Genomic DNA, 14,947 nt, shown 5'->3' on the forward strand with positions numbered 1-14,947 from the left:
GAGCATATGAAGACGTTTTCAAAGACAGATATTGGAAGAAAACGAGAGGTGAATCAGGATTACGTATTTGTATCAGATCAGCCGGTCGGGAATATTCCGAATCTTTTAATAGTTGCAGACGGTATGGGGGGACATAATGCGGGGGATTACGCATCCAAATTTGTTGTGGAAGTTCTGAAAAAAGAGCTTGCCAAGAGCAGAGAAGATGGTCCGAGAGCAATGATGAAAAAAGCGATTGCATCTGCAAATCATCAATTGATCGCAGAGTCCAAAACCGATGCCAGACTAGAAGGAATGGGAACAACATTAGTTGCTGCCACAGTGATTGAGCATACATTATATTTTGCGAATGTAGGTGACAGCAGGCTTTATTTACTGAATGATGAGATCAGACAATTATCAAAAGACCATTCGTTAGTACAGGAAATGGTACGTCTTGGGGGACTTAACGCAGAGGAAGCGAAACATCATCCGGATAAGAACATTATCACAAGAGCCATTGGAGTAAAAGAAGATGTAGAGATTGATTTCTTTGAGCATCGCCTGAAAAAAGGAGATATTATTTTGATGTGCACAGATGGACTGAGCAATATGGTGGAGGATGAAGAGATATTTCAGATTGTTCGCAGTTCCAGAGATGTTGTGGAGGCAGTGGAACAATTAATAGAAAGAGCAAATAGCAACGGCGGAAAGGACAACATTGGGGTTATTGTCGCAGAGCCGTTTGCAGGTGAGGTGAGTATATGATTAAAGAAGGAGTTTTGATTGGCGATCGCTATGAGATCATGGGTAGAATCGGCACCGGGGGGATGGCGGATGTCTATAAGGGGAGAGATCATAAGCTGAATCGTTATGTCGCGCTCAAAGTATTAAAGCGCGAATTCAGAGAAGATGAATTGTTTGTAAAAAAGTTTCAATCAGAGGCACAGGCAGCAGCCGGACTGATGCATCCGAACATTGTAAATGTATATGATGTCGGGGAAGACCGGGGTCTGTATTTTATGGTCATGGAACTGGTAGAAGGAATTACATTAAAAGAGTATATCCAGAAAAAAGTAAGACTGACACCGAAAGAAGTAATCAGTATTACACTTCAAGTGTGTGCAGGTATTGAGGCGGCACATAACAATGGAATTATCCACAGAGATATTAAGCCGCAGAATATCATGATATCAAAAGAAGGAAAAGTGAAAGTGACAGATTTCGGGATTGCGAAGGCTACGACATCGAATACGATCAGTACCAATGCGATGGGATCTGTACATTACACATCTCCGGAACAGGCACGAGGCGGCTTCAGTGATATCAGAAGCGATATCTATTCGCTTGGTATTACAATGTTTGAGATGATCACAGGAGAACTCCCGTTTGACGGAGAGACGACAGTGTCTATTGCAATCAAACATTTGCAGGAAGATATTGCCGCGCCGTCAGAATTGGTACCGGATATCCCATATAGCTTAGAGCGCATTATTCTGAAATGTACACAGAAAAGCTCAGACAGACGTTATCAGAATATGGGAGAACTCATCAGCGATCTGAAGCGTTCTTTGGTGGATCCTGAGGGAGATTTTGTCACGATTGCACCATTTGCAAGCGTTGCGGATACCGTTGCAATCACACCAGATGAGTTGGAGCGCATTCAGAAAGAGGCAGCTTATGACGATGACGGTGAGTATGATGAGTACGACGATGAAGATTACGATGACGATGATGAATACGATGAAGAGGATGACGAGTACGATGAGTACGACGATGAGGACTACGAAAAAGGGAAACGCGGTTCTAAAAAGAAAGATTCAGAAGTGAATCCAAAGATGGCAAAGCTTATGAAGATTCTCACAGCCGTCGTAGCAGCCATTATTGTATTTATTCTTGTGTTTACAGTCGGAAAAGCAACCGGACTTTTGAAGTTTAATTCGAAAAATGTAGAGACGACAGACAATAAAAAAGTGGAAACTCCGAATTTTGAAGGAAAGACACTGGAGGAAGCAAAGGCGTTGGCGAAGAAAAAGGGACTGACTTTGGAGGTTGTAAAAGAGGCAACGTCTACAAAATATGAAAAAGGAATTGTCTCAAAACAGATGACCGGAAAGGGAACATCGGTAAAAAAAGGCACAAAGATTCAAGTTTGGGTCAGCACCGGACTTGAGGGTGAGGAGATTACGATTCCGGATGTCAGCGGAATGTCTGAAGATGATGCAAAGCAGAAATTGATCGATAAGGGATTTAAAGAAGCAAATATCTCAGTGGAAGAGCAGGAAAGTGACAATGTGGATGCCGGATTGGTTATCTCGACGACACCGGAAGCAAATTCAAAAGCAACGGAAGATACAAAGATAACAATCTACGTAAGTACGGGTGCTGAAAAAGTAACAGTGCCGAACTTGGTTGGCAAATCACAGGAAGATGCCGAGAGTGCGTTGTCAGCAGTTGGACTGAGCGGAAGCGCCTCAGAAGAGTATAGTGATACAGAGGCAGGAAAAGTTATTCGTCAGGACATTGACTCAGGAGAAAAAGTAGATAAGGGAACAACAGTCTCTTACGTGGTAAGCAAAGGAGCGAAACCGGAAGAAAAGGTTACTATGCCTCCGGTAGTAGGAGTATATCAAAGCAGAGCAGAATCTTTGCTTCGTGCAGCGGGATTGTCCGTTGGAAAAGTAACATCGGAATACTCGGATGAAGATGCTGAAGGAGTAGTTATTTCTGCAAGTTTTAACGAAGGAGATAAACTAAATCCTGGCACTGTTGTAAACCTGGTTGTAAGTAAAGGTGCGAAGCCATCAGAGCCGGAGACACCAACAACACCGGATCAAGGCAATGGAAATTCGTCAACACAATAGAATCAATAAGGAACTATTTATGCAGGGAAAGATAGTAAAAGGAATTGCCGGATTCTACTACGTTCACGTAGTAGAATTCGGTCTTTATGAATGTAAGGCAAAAGGAGTTTTCCGAAAAGAAAAGATAAAACCTCTTGTCGGAGATAATGTAGAAATTGATATTTTAGATGAAGCAGAGAAAAAAGGGAATATCGTTGAAGTTTTGGAAAGGAAGAATGAGTTGATTCGCCCGGCGGTGGCAAATATTGATCAGGCTCTGGTTGTGTTTGCGGTGACCAAACCAAAACCACATTTCAACCTTTTAGATCGTTTTTTAATTATGATGGAAAGTAAGGGAATACCGGTTGTCCTTTGCTTTAATAAGAAAGATATTGCAAAAGAACCGGAGATACAACACTTGAAAGAAATCTATGAGTCTTGTGGCTACCAGATGATTTTTACAAGCGCACTGGAAAAAGAGAATATTGAGAACGTAAAACAACTGCTCCGTGGAAAGACAACAGCCATTGCGGGACCATCCGGGGTAGGAAAATCTTCACTGATTAATATTTTTCAACCGGATGCCAATATGGAGACCGGTACGATCAGTGAAAAGATTGAAAGAGGGAAACATACGACAAGACATTCAGAATTGATTTGTATCGAGGAGGATACTTATATTATGGATACGCCTGGATTCAGTTCTCTCTATACAAATGATTTTGAAAAAGAAGAATTAAAATATTATTTTACGGAATTTGAACCGTATGAGGGAAAGTGTAAATTTCAGGGATGTGATCATGTACATGAACCAAATTGTGCGGTGAAAGCAGCGCTTGAGGAGGGAAAGATACACCACATTCGATATGAAAACTATTTAGAAATGTACAACGAGTTGAAAGAGAAGAGGAGATATTAGTTATGATGATTTTAGCACCATCGATTTTGGCGGCAGATTTTAAAGAACTGGGGAAGGAGATCCAGACAATCGAAGAAAATGGGGCTCAATATCTGCATTTTGATGTGATGGATGGAATGTTTGTGCCGAGTATTTCTTTTGGGGTTCCGGTATTGGAGTCTATCCGTCCTACTACGAAGCTTGTGTGTGATGCACACCTTATGGTGACAGAACCGATTCGCTATGTGGAAGCGTTTGCAAAAGCAGGGGCGGATTTGATCACGGTACACCTGGAGGCTTGTGAAGACATCAATGCGACAATTGAAAAGATTAGAGCATGCGGATGTAAAGTGGGCGTTTCCATCTGTCCGGATACACCGGTGATCTCAGTGAAAAATCTGCTGAAGAAAGTAGACATGATTCTGATCATGTCTGTACATCCAGGGTTTGGCGGTCAGGCATTTATTCCGGAATCATTGGATAAAATCCGTGAATTGAAAGCGATGATCGATACAGAAGGGTTATGTGTGGATATTCAGGTTGATGGTGGAATCTATACACATAATGTGGAAGAAGTCATTGAGGCAGGAGCCAATGTGATTGTAGCAGGATCCGCTATCTTTAAGGGGGATACAGCAAATAATACAAAAGAAATGCTAGAGATTTTAAAGAGATATGAATAAAAAGGGATTGATTATCAGCGGTGGTACCATCAACACTTCGTTTGCATTGCAGACATTGAAGGAAGTACAGCCGGATTATATTATTGGAGTGGACAAAGGTTTGGAATTCCTCTATCAGAATCAGATAGTGCCAAGCCATATCGTCGGAGATTTTGACAGTGCGAATCCTGAAATCGTAAGTTATTATAAAGAGCATACAACGGTTCCTATTCGAAAATTTAATCCGGTCAAAGATGCATCGGACACAGAGATTGCGGTGCGGCTTGCACTGGAGTTGAAGGTGAAAGAACTTTGGATATTAGGAGGGACCGGGACAAGGATAGATCATGTCCTGGCAAATATTCAAGTGTTAAAAATACCGTATGATGCAGGAGTGGAAGCTTATATTGTGGATGTCTGTAATAAGATTTCTCTGATTGGAAAAGAGACATGCCTGAAAAAAGAGGATGCGTTCGGACCTTATTTTTCGGTGTTTCCGTTGGGAGGAATTGTGGAACATTTTTCACTTGAAGGGGCGAAATATCCACTTTGTGATCATACGCTCTGCCCGTATGACAGCCTGTGCGTAAGCAATCAGATTCAGGACGAAGAAGTGAGGATTACTTTTCCGAAAGGGTTGGTAATATTGATGGAGACAAGAGACGAAGAATCCGTGTGCTTCTGTTGAAAAAAGGAAAGTCAATGCGATATGATAAACGAGATCGCATTGGTTTTTTAACTTTTTGATTTGTAAAAACGCGAAGGTTCCTTTAGATTAAGATTCGGAAAATAGATTTTACGAATATTTAATGATGCATGTTGTGTAATTTTACAGGAGTATAGTATCATTACATAAATTGCTAAGAAGAGGTGATATCGTGGATTTTATATTTTTCTTACTTCCTGTATTTATAGCGATGACAATATCCATATTCATGACAAAAAGATGGGGAATGGGTGAAAAAGTTGATAAAGGAATTGCATTTTGTTACTGGAAACTCAGTTATAGAAGAAAATTTATTAGAACATTATGGATGATTCCAATAGAGTTTGTCGTTCTTATTTGTTTTCATAACACATTTCAATCTAATCTTTGGACAGGTTTGGCCGCAACTGCGATGGTGATTTTGTTATTGATTCAAGCTGTATATAATTATAAAAAATGGAAAAATGAAAGGATATGAGATGGTAAGAAGCATAAAAAAATAGATTCCGTTAAGATTGAAAAAACGGAGTCCTTGTGATATACTTTATATTTGCGTTGGACTCTTTTTTTTACGTGAAAGGAGTCTGTTATGGGGAAAAAATTTAAAAGGCAAAGAGTGTGGAAAAGGTATTTTTCAAAGAAAGGACAGTTTATATTTCGCAAGATTTTATGCTAAAAATGGTACGCGTCAAAATAGATATTTCAAAACGCTGCCAGAAGCAAAAAAATGGCTTATTTCTTGAAGTGGCAGCACATTCTCATTGTGTGATGAAGCAGGAATCAAACGCTTTTATATGCACTCCTTACGACATACTTATGCTACACGCGCGATTGAACGTGGCGTACAACCTAAAGTGCTGCAACAGCTTTCAGGGCACGCAAGTATAAAAACAACAATGGACAGATATGTTCATGTTACGGATGAGTCACTGGTAAATGCAATACGTCAATTTCAACAAGCTACGCCGCCAGTTAAACAAAAAGGGCGTAAAAAGGGCGTACAAGAAATATAGAGAAAGGCAGAAAACCGCAAAATTATAGGGTTTCTGGACAGGTAAAGACAAAAATGAAATTAGGAATCGTAGGTTTACCAAATGTAGGAAAAAGTACATTATTTAATTCTTTGACAAAGGCGGGAGCAGAATCAGCAAATTATCCATTTTGTACGATCGACCCGAACGTGGGAGTTGTAACAGTGCCGGATGAGCGTCTCAACGTACTTGGAGAGATGTATCACACAAAGAAAATTGTCCCGGCGGCGATTGAGTTTGTTGATATTGCAGGACTTGTAAAAGGAGCGTCAAAAGGAGAGGGACTTGGAAATCAATTTCTTGCAAATATTCGTGAAGTAGATGCAATTGTGCATGTGGTAAGATGTTTTGAGGACAGTAATATCGTGCATGTAGATGGAAGTATTGACCCGATTCGTGATATAGAGACAATTAATTTAGAGTTGATCTTTTCTGATATTGAGATGTTGGAAAGACGTATTGCAAAAGCGGTAAAAGTGGCCCGCAATGATAAAGCGGTAGCAAAAGAGTTAGAACTTCTTGAACGAATCAAAGCACATCTGGAAGAAAATAAGATGGCGAGAAGCTTTACTGTAAATGATGAAGATGAGCAGGCGCTTCTTGAAAGTTATAATCTTCTGACATACAAGCCGGTCATCTTTGCGGCAAATGTGACAGAAGATGATCTTGCAAATGACGGAGCTGACAATGACGGAGTGCAGGCTGTCAAGGAATATGCAGAAAAAGAAGGCTGTGAAGTGTTTGTTGTATGCGCACAGATTGAACAGGAGATTGCAGAGCTGGATGATGATGAGAAAAAGATGTTTTTGGAAGATCTCGGATTGGAAGAGTCTGGTCTGGAAAAACTCATCAAAGCAAGCTATAGTCTGCTTGGACTTATCAGCTACCTGACAGCAGGTGAGCAGGAGGTAAGGGCATGGACGATTAAAAAAGGAACAAAAGCGCCTCAGGCAGCCGGAAAGATTCACTCTGATTTTGAACGTGGATTTATCCGTGCAGAGATTGTAAGCTATGATGATCTTATGGATTGTGGAACCTATACAGCGGCAAAGGAAAAAGGACTTGTCAGACTGGAAGGAAAAGAATATGTTGTGCAGGATGGAGATATTATTTTATTCCGATTCAATGTGTAGAGATTGAGAAAGAAGGAAGAAAATGACAGAGAGTATTAATTTCCCGAATTTGGGAATTCATTTGGAACATGTGGGACAAAAGATATCGATATTCGGATTTGATATTGCATATTATGGAATGATTATAGGAATTGGGATTCTGGCAGGGGTTTTGATGGCTGTAAAAGAGGCAAAGCGGACAAAACAAAACCCGGAGACCTATTATGATCTGGCGCTCTATGCGGTGATCTTTTCCATCATCGGTGCCCGGCTTTACTATGTGGCGTTTTCATGGGATTTGTATAAAGATGATCTGTTGAGTATTCTGAATCTCCGCGAGGGAGGGCTTGCAATTTATGGTGGAGTAATCGCTGCTATGATTACTGTGTTTGTGTTTTCGCGCAGAAGAAAGATTTCTTTTGGATTGCTTGTGGATACGGCAGGACTTGGGCTGATATTGGGACAGATTATCGGCAGATGGGGGAATTTTTTTAACCGAGAGGCGTTCGGAGAATATACCAACAATCTGTTTGCCATGCAGCTTCCTATAGATGCAGTTCGGGCATCGGATATCACGGAAAAAATGCGGGAACATATTGAGGTAATCAACGGAATTGAGTTTATACAGGTGCATCCTACCTTTTTGTATGAGTCGGTATGGAATATCGGTGTGCTCATAATCCTGTTATTGTGGAGAAAGCATAAAAAATTTAATGGAGAAATCTTTTTGATGTATCTGTTTGGATATGGTGTCGGAAGATTCTGGATTGAAGGACTTCGAACAGATCAACTGCAATTTTTCAACGGAGTTGCCGTATCACAGGTTCTTGCAGCGGTGCTTGTTGTAGTATCGGCAGTTTTATTAGTGGTTGGAAGAAAGAAAGTTGTGCCAATTGAACAAAAATAGTAGACTAATTGAAATTAATTTGTTATACTTGTTGAAAAGAAGGGGATATCACTTACACTATTGATATAGGAGGATGAGAGATGTATTGTAAAAATTGTGGAAAAGAGATTGACGACAATGCAAATGTGTGCACATACTGTGGAACAGCACAAGGGCAGGGAGGCATGGTGCCGTCAGCAAACAATGACAGTGGGAGCTTTGGATGGAGTGTTTTAGGATGCTGTATTCCGATCGTAGGCTTGATTTTATTCCTTGTCTGGAACAAAGAAAAACCGAATACTGCGAAAAAAGCAGGAATCGGAGCGATTGTTGGTGTGGTTCTCAGTATACTGTTCTATGTTATTATCTTCGTGATTGGAATCGGATCGGCAAGTATGGGATACTATTACTAAAAGATGCGTGCTTTTATTTATAAGTGGTTGCCGATATTTTTCGGTTGTCACTGCAGAAAAGAACGATCATTTCATTTTCGAGGAATACAGTTCCCGATTTGTGCGAGATGTACAGGCGAATTGGTTGGCATGATTTTATTTTTCTGTCTGTGTGCATGGTACATACCAAATCTTGGGTTGACTGTTCTGCTGATGATACCGCTGCTCATAGATGGTTTATTACAATTTTTGACTTCATATGAGAGCACGAACAGCAGAAGATTTGTGACAGGTCTGCTCTTTGGATATGCGTTTGCGTGCCTGTTTGTGAAAAGTATTTTGTTTGTATATCATGCAGGGTATGATAGCTTTTTGGAGCGTCACGGAATAGAAAAAAATAATTAGTGTGAGGGAAAAGTAGTGGAGAGCTGCTTTTCCCTTTTTGTATTTTAAAAGAAACAAAAACGAACTAGACTTTTAACTTCGAAAGGACTATAATATCATATATGTCAAAATACAATTTTGAAAATTTGAAGGAGGAACAAACCAATGGGAAGAAAAATGAAAACCATGGATGGTAATCATGCAGCAGCTCATGCTTCATATGCATTCACAGATGTTGCAGCTATTTACCCTATTACACCTTCATCAGTTATGGCGGAAGCTACAGATGAATGGGCTACACAAGGTAGAACAAATATTTTTGGACAGACAGTTCAGGTTACAGAAATGCAGTCAGAAGCAGGTGCAGCTGGTACAGTGCACGGATCTTTAGCAGCAGGTGCTCTTACAACAACATATACAGCATCTCAGGGATTACTGCTTATGATTCCTAATTTATATAAAATCGCAGGAGAACAATTACCAGGTGTATTCAACGTATCAGCACGTGCTTTGGCCAGCCATGCATTATCAATTTTTGGTGATCATTCTGACGTATATGCCTGCCGCCAGACAGGATGTGCGATGCTTTGTGAATCAAGCGTACAGGAAGTTATGGACTTGACACCGGTTGCACATTTATCAGCAATCAAAGGAAAGATTCCGTTTATCAACTTCTTTGACGGATTCCGTACATCTCATGAGATTCAGAAAATCGAGACTTGGGATTATGAAGATTTAAAAGATATGGCAGATATGGATGCGATTGATGCGTTCAGAAAACATGCGTTGAATCCAAATCATCCTTGTCAGAGAGGTTCTGCTCAGAACCCGGATATCTTCTTCCAGGCAAGAGAAGCATGTAATCCATTCTACGATGCAATGCCTGCAATCGTTCAGGAATACATGGATAAAGTTAATGAAAAGATTGGAACAAACTATAAATTATTCAACTACCATGGCGCAGAAGATGCAGAACATGTAATTATCGCTATGGGTTCTGTATGTGATACAATCGACGAGACAGTTGATTATTTATTGGCAGCAGGAAGAAAAGTAGGTGTTGTAAAAGTTCGTCTTTACAGACCATTCTGTGCAGAAGCTTTGATCAATGCAATTCCAGAATCTGTAAAACAGATCACAGTTCTTGACAGAACAAAAGAACCAGGTGCACTTGGCGAGCCATTATACTTAGATGTAGTTGCATCATTAAAAGGAACAAAATTTGATGCAGTACCTGTATTTACAGGACGTTACGGATTAGGTTCTAAAGATACAACACCGGCTCAGATCGTTGCAGTATATGACAATACTGAAAAACAGAAATTCACAATCGGTATTGTGGATGATGTGACAAACTTATCATTAGAAGTTGGAGCTCCACTAGTTACAACACCGGAAGGAACAATCAACTGTAAATTCTGGGGACTTGGCGCTGACGGTACTGTAGGTGCTAACAAGAACTCTATCAAGATCATCGGTGACAATACAGATATGTATGCACAGGCTTACTTTGATTATGACTCTAAGAAATCAGGCGGTGTGACAATGTCTCACTTACGTTTCGGTAAGAGCCCGATTAAATCAACATACCTGATCAAACAGGCGAATTTTGTTGCCTGTCATAATCCGTCTTATATTAACAAATATAACATGGTTCAGGAATTAGTTGACGGTGGTACATTCTTATTGAACTGCCCATGGGATATGGAAGGTATTGAAAAACATTTACCAGGACAGGTGAAGGCATTTATTGCAAATCACAACATTAAATTCTATGTGATTGATGGTATCAAGATTGGTAAAGAGATCGGACTTGGCGGACGTATCAACACTGTTCTTCAGTCAGCTTTCTTCAAACTTGCAAACATCATTCCGGAAGAACATGCAATCGAATTAATGAAAGCAGCTGCAAAAGCTTCTTATGGTAAAAAAGGTGATAAGATTGTACAGATGAACTACGATGCAATCGATGCCGGTGCAAAACAGGTTGTTGAGATCGAAGTTCCAGAGTCTTGGAAAGACGCTGAAGATGAAGGTTTATTTACACCGCAAGTAAAAGGCGGAAGAGAAGACGTTGTTGATTTCGTTAAAAATATTCAGGCAAAAGTAAATGCTCAGGAAGGTAACAGTTTACCAGTATCTGCATTTACAGAATATGTAGATGGTACAACACCATCAGGATCATCTGCATATGAAAAACGTGGTATTGCAGTAGATATTCCAGTATGGCAGCCAGAAAACTGTATCCAGTGTAACCGCTGTGCATATGTATGTCCTCACGCAGTTATCCGTCCGGTTGCATTGACAGAAGAAGAAGTTGCAAATGCACCAGAAGGATTAGAAACAATCGATATGGTTGGTATGCCGGGGCTGAAATTTACAATGACAGTATCTGCTTATGACTGTACAGGATGTGGTTCATGTGCTAACGTATGCCCAGGTAAGAAGGGTGAAAAAGCTCTTGTTATGAAGAACATGGAAGAAAATGCTGGAAAACAAGATTTCTTCGATTACGGAAGAGAGATTCCTGTAAAACCAGAAGTAGTTGCAAAATTCAAAGAGACTACAGTAAAAGGAAGCCAGTTCAAACAACCACTTTTAGAGTTCTCAGGAGCTTGTGCAGGTTGTGGAGAGACTCCATACGCAAAATTAATCACACAGTTATTTGGTGACAGAATGTACATCGCAAACGCAACAGGTTGTTCTTCAATCTGGGGTAACTCTTCACCATCTACACCATATACAGTAAACGAAAAAGGACAAGGTCCTGCATGGTCTAACTCATTATTTGAAGACAATGCTGAGTTTGGTTACGGTATGTTATTAGCTCAAAAAGCGTTGAGAAATGGATTGAAAGCAAAAGTAGAATCTGTTGCAGCTTCTGAAGCAGCTTCTGAAGAAGTAAAAGCAGCTTGCAAAGAATGGTTAGATACATTCAACTGCGGAGCTACAAACGGAACAGCTACGGATAACTTAGTTGCAGCATTAGAAGGTGCTGACTGCGAAGTTTGCAAAGACATCGTAAATAACAAAGACTTCTTAGCGAAAAAATCTCAATGGATTTTCGGTGGAGACGGTTGGGCTTACGATATCGGATTCGGTGGTGTTGACCATGTATTGGCATCTGGTCAGGACATCAACATTATGGTATTCGATACAGAAGTTTATTCTAATACAGGTGGACAATCTTCTAAATCTACACCAACAGGTGCAATCGCTCAGTTTGCAGCAGGCGGTAAAGAAGTGAAGAAGAAAGATATGGCAAGCATCGCAATGAGCTACGGATATGTATATGTAGCACAGATCGCTATGGGAGCTGACTTTAACCAGACTGTAAAAGCAATTGCAGAAGCAGAAGCTTATCCGGGACCATCATTGATCATTGCTTACGCTCCATGTATTAACCATGGTATCAAGAAGGGTATGAGCAAAGCTCAGACTGAAGAAGAATTAGCAGTAAAATCAGGATACTGGCACAACTTCCGTTTCAATCCTGCAGCAGAGAACAAATTTACACTTGACAGTAAAGCTCCAACAGAAGACTACAAAGAATTCTTAAATGGAGAGGTTCGTTACAATGCATTGGCAAGAATGAATCCGGAAAGAGCAGAAGAATTATTTGCAAAATCTGAAGAAGCAGCAAAAGAGAGATATGCTTACCTGAATAAGCTTGTTACTCTTTATGGAAATGATGCTGAATAATCAGAATCAATAAAAGATATAAAACTCCTGGTATAACAAACATATTGTTATGCCGGGAGTTTTTTGTACATGGTCAAAGGAGAAAATAAATGTTAGATGATATCCGAAAAAAAATTGATGAGATAGACAACAGCATGAAGCCATTGTTTTTAGAACGGCTGGCATGTTCAAGACAGGTTGCAGAAGCAAAGGCGAAGACAAAAGAAGAGGTATATGTGCCAAAGCGGGAAACGGAAATTATAGCGGACAGATCAGAAGACACACAAGGAGAAACGCAAGAGGCATACACTGCGTTTTTGAAAGATGTGATGCAGATCAGCAGAAGATATCAATATGGAGTTCTACAAGAACTGCAGGAAGAAGTTTTGAAAACAACGCTGAAAAGTGCAGGATTTACAGGAAAAGAGCCACATGAACGAGTGGTCATGAAATTTTGCTGTGAGAAAAAAGAAATGGGATTGTATATGCATATGTTGTATCTGAATCGGATAGCGGTAAGTGGAGTATCGGCAATGGAATATGGAAATAGACTCAGTTGTGAACTTACACTGGAGGGCAACGTGAACGAAGAAAATATGAGACGTATGATTTGCCAGTTTTGGAAAGAGACAGGTGCATTTGCTATCGTCAATTTAAAGTAGAATAAAAGAGTGGTATTTATTGATGATTTCGATAAATGCCACTCTTTTATAAAATAAATCAATTTTACAGGGGGGAATGGATTCAAGTAGAATAGACGGGTAAAAATAAAGGAGGATTAGTAAATTATGAAAAGAAAAGCATTATCGTGTATTTTGGCATTGACAATGTGTGTAGCGCTTTTGGTATCAGGCTGTGGAAACACAAAGTCGGACAAAAATGACGATGGTAAAAAATCAAGTAAAAAAGATGAGATACATATAGCCATTTCTGCGAATCCGCCATCGCTGGATCCGCAATCGGTAAATTCTAATATCGTCGGGGGAATTGGAATTCATGTATACGAATCGCTGTTTGCAATGGATGAAAATTATGAGCCAACACCTGTCTTAGCAGAGTCTTATGAGGTGAGTGATGATGGAATGACTTACACGATTAAGCTTCGACAGGGTGTGAAATTCCACAATGGGGAGGAGATGACGGCAGATGATGTTGTTGCATCTATGAACCGCTGGATTGAAACTTCTCCGAAAGCGAACACGTTGATTGGAGGCTCTACATTTGAAAAAGTAGATGACTATACTGTGAATTTAAAAGTAAATCAGGCGTCATCTGACATTATTATGATTCTTGCAAGTCCGATTCAGTTTGCTGCGATTTACCCGGCAGAAGTAGTTGAATCAGCAGGCGCAGACGGTATCAGCGAATATATTGGTACGGGACCTTACAAAGTGTCTGAGTGGAAACAGGATCAATATGTAAAATTGGAGAAAAATGAGGATTATCAGCCTTCAAAAGACGCATCGACAGGTATTGCGGGCGAAAAGAAAGCAGCTACAGAGACACTTTATTTTGATGTAGTTACAGATGCGGCAACTCGTATTGCAGGTCTGCAGAATGGTCAGTATGATATTGCGGAGGAAATTCCGGCAGATAATTATGAGGAGCTGTCAAAAGATGAATCTTTAAAAATGAGCGTTGAAAGAGGAGGTACACTGAATTTGTTCCTCAATACAACGGAAGGAATCATGGCAGATGTAAATATGAGACAGGCAATTCTTGCAGCACTGAACTGTGACGATATTCTTCTTGCAAGTTATGGTAACAAAGATTTATATGAAGTGAATGCAGGATGGTGCGTGCCTACTGATACTCAGTGGGGAACAGATGCAGGAAAAGAATACTATAACCAAAATGATGTGGAAAAAGCAAAAGAATTATTGAAAAAAGCAGGATACAATAACGAAAAGATTGTTTTGGTAACGACCCCGGATTATGCAGAAATGTATAATGCCACTTTGGTTGTGCAGGAACAGCTAAAGAAAGCGGGAATCAATGCAGAAGTAGAAAGCTATGATTTTAGTACTTTTATGGAACATCGAGCAGATCCGAAACAGTTCTCTATGTTCATTACAAGTAACAGTTATAATATGCTTCCAATCCAGCTTTCTGTATTGGATAAAGGCTGGGCAGGTCTGGACCGTCAGGAAGTCACAGATGGAATCGCAGCGATTCGTTCGGCGGCGACAGCGGAAGATGCTTCTGCGGCATGGGCAGATTTGCAGACATTCTTATATGAATATGGTGCAGCTACGGTACTTGGACATTACACCGGAGTGAATGCCATGAGTGCAAATGTAGATGGTGTGGATTATTTGAGATTTCCGATTTATTGGAATGCAACAGCTTCAAAATAGAAACAGGTTAACAGCG

Annotated in this window: 14 protein-coding genes; all 14 read left to right on the forward strand. The window is 40.2% G+C overall.

Translation table 11 applies throughout. From position 1 onward, the window contains the following. The first annotated feature begins 6 nt into the window (after positions 1–6). The 14 genes from AC6I5B_RS06080 to AC6I5B_RS06145 all read left to right on the forward strand — a co-directional run bounded on the left by AC6I5B_RS06080 (position 7) and on the right by AC6I5B_RS06145 (position 14,931). Positions 7–747 carry a Stp1/IreP family PP2C-type Ser/Thr phosphatase gene (locus tag AC6I5B_RS06080; protein ID WP_004614469.1) on the forward strand — a complete coding sequence of 247 codons (741 nt, stop codon included), beginning with the start codon at positions 7–9 and terminating at the stop codon, positions 745–747. After that, on the forward strand, positions 744–2,843 hold the full coding sequence (gene pknB, locus AC6I5B_RS06085) for a Stk1 family PASTA domain-containing Ser/Thr kinase (protein ID WP_004614468.1): 2,100 nt from the start codon (positions 744–746) through the stop codon (positions 2,841–2,843). Before AC6I5B_RS06080 ends, pknB begins: the two co-directional genes overlap by 4 nt. Before the next feature lie 19 nt (positions 2,844–2,862). Then, complete coding sequence (gene rsgA / locus AC6I5B_RS06090; RefSeq protein WP_044988053.1) at positions 2,863–3,741, forward strand: ribosome small subunit-dependent GTPase A; 879 nt, start codon at positions 2,863–2,865, stop codon at positions 3,739–3,741. Between the two features lie 2 nt (positions 3,742–3,743). After that, positions 3,744–4,403, forward strand: a complete 660-nt coding sequence (rpe, locus tag AC6I5B_RS06095; RefSeq protein ID WP_004614466.1) for a ribulose-phosphate 3-epimerase — start codon at positions 3,744–3,746, stop codon at positions 4,401–4,403. Further along, on the forward strand, positions 4,396–5,070 hold the full coding sequence (locus AC6I5B_RS06100) for a thiamine diphosphokinase (RefSeq protein ID WP_004614465.1): 675 nt from the start codon (positions 4,396–4,398) through the stop codon (positions 5,068–5,070). Before rpe ends, AC6I5B_RS06100 begins: the two co-directional genes overlap by 8 nt. Before the next feature lie 190 nt (positions 5,071–5,260). Next, positions 5,261–5,566 (forward strand): hypothetical protein, encoded by a 306-nt coding sequence (locus AC6I5B_RS06105; RefSeq protein WP_004614464.1) that lies wholly within the window; start codon positions 5,261–5,263, stop codon positions 5,564–5,566. A gap of 283 nt (positions 5,567–5,849) precedes the next feature. After that, complete coding sequence (locus tag AC6I5B_RS06110; protein WP_227038982.1) at positions 5,850–6,101, forward strand: tyrosine-type recombinase/integrase; 252 nt, start codon at positions 5,850–5,852, stop codon at positions 6,099–6,101. A 53-nt stretch (positions 6,102–6,154) separates the two neighbouring features. After that, on the forward strand, positions 6,155–7,252 hold the full coding sequence (gene ychF, locus AC6I5B_RS06115) for a redox-regulated ATPase YchF (protein WP_004614461.1): 1,098 nt from the start codon (positions 6,155–6,157) through the stop codon (positions 7,250–7,252). 22 nt (positions 7,253–7,274) lie between these two features. Next, complete coding sequence (gene lgt, locus AC6I5B_RS06120; RefSeq protein ID WP_004614460.1) at positions 7,275–8,138, forward strand: prolipoprotein diacylglyceryl transferase; 864 nt, start codon at positions 7,275–7,277, stop codon at positions 8,136–8,138. Positions 8,139–8,218: 80 nt separating this feature from the next. Beyond that, a complete protein-coding gene (locus AC6I5B_RS06125) occupies positions 8,219–8,530 on the forward strand; it encodes a zinc-ribbon domain-containing protein (RefSeq protein WP_004614459.1) in 312 nt (103 codons plus the stop codon). 3 nt (positions 8,531–8,533) lie between these two features. Then, the gene (locus AC6I5B_RS06130) at positions 8,534–8,914 is read left to right on the forward strand and encodes a DUF2085 domain-containing protein (RefSeq protein WP_044988051.1); all 381 of its coding nucleotides are present in this window, start codon (positions 8,534–8,536) and stop codon (positions 8,912–8,914) included. Between the two features lie 144 nt (positions 8,915–9,058). Further along, complete coding sequence (nifJ, locus tag AC6I5B_RS06135; protein ID WP_004614457.1) at positions 9,059–12,595, forward strand: pyruvate:ferredoxin (flavodoxin) oxidoreductase; 3,537 nt, start codon at positions 9,059–9,061, stop codon at positions 12,593–12,595. Positions 12,596–12,684: 89 nt separating this feature from the next. Beyond that, positions 12,685–13,236 carry a chorismate mutase gene (locus AC6I5B_RS06140; protein WP_004614456.1) on the forward strand — a complete coding sequence of 184 codons (552 nt, stop codon included), beginning with the start codon at positions 12,685–12,687 and terminating at the stop codon, positions 13,234–13,236. Between the two features lie 126 nt (positions 13,237–13,362). Then, positions 13,363–14,931: an ABC transporter substrate-binding protein gene (locus AC6I5B_RS06145; RefSeq protein ID WP_004614455.1), complete on the forward strand. Its 1,569-nt coding sequence runs from the start codon at positions 13,363–13,365 to the stop codon at positions 14,929–14,931. The last annotated feature ends 16 nt before the right edge of the window (positions 14,932–14,947 follow it).

The organism is Faecalimonas nexilis (assembly GCF_059731825.1).

Bases quoted from the DNA above. Each gene is read 5' to 3' on its own strand.
- AC6I5B_RS06080 (WP_004614469.1), top strand. From the start codon at position 7: ATGAAGACGTTTTCAAAGACAGATATTGGAAGAAAACGAGAGGTGAAT.
- pknB (WP_004614468.1), top strand. From the start codon at position 744: ATGATTAAAGAAGGAGTTTTGATTGGCGATCGCTATGAGATCATGGGT.
- rsgA (WP_044988053.1), top strand. From the start codon at position 2,863: ATGCAGGGAAAGATAGTAAAAGGAATTGCCGGATTCTACTACGTTCAC.
- rpe (WP_004614466.1), top strand. From the start codon at position 3,744: ATGATGATTTTAGCACCATCGATTTTGGCGGCAGATTTTAAAGAACTG.
- AC6I5B_RS06100 (WP_004614465.1), top strand. From the start codon at position 4,396: ATGAATAAAAAGGGATTGATTATCAGCGGTGGTACCATCAACACTTCG.
- ychF (WP_004614461.1), top strand. From the start codon at position 6,155: ATGAAATTAGGAATCGTAGGTTTACCAAATGTAGGAAAAAGTACATTA.
- lgt (WP_004614460.1), top strand. From the start codon at position 7,275: ATGACAGAGAGTATTAATTTCCCGAATTTGGGAATTCATTTGGAACAT.
- AC6I5B_RS06125 (WP_004614459.1), top strand. From the start codon at position 8,219: ATGTATTGTAAAAATTGTGGAAAAGAGATTGACGACAATGCAAATGTG.
- AC6I5B_RS06130 (WP_044988051.1), top strand. From the start codon at position 8,534: ATGCGTGCTTTTATTTATAAGTGGTTGCCGATATTTTTCGGTTGTCAC.
- nifJ (WP_004614457.1), top strand. From the start codon at position 9,059: ATGGGAAGAAAAATGAAAACCATGGATGGTAATCATGCAGCAGCTCAT.
- AC6I5B_RS06140 (WP_004614456.1), top strand. From the start codon at position 12,685: ATGTTAGATGATATCCGAAAAAAAATTGATGAGATAGACAACAGCATG.
- AC6I5B_RS06145 (WP_004614455.1), top strand. From the start codon at position 13,363: ATGAAAAGAAAAGCATTATCGTGTATTTTGGCATTGACAATGTGTGTA.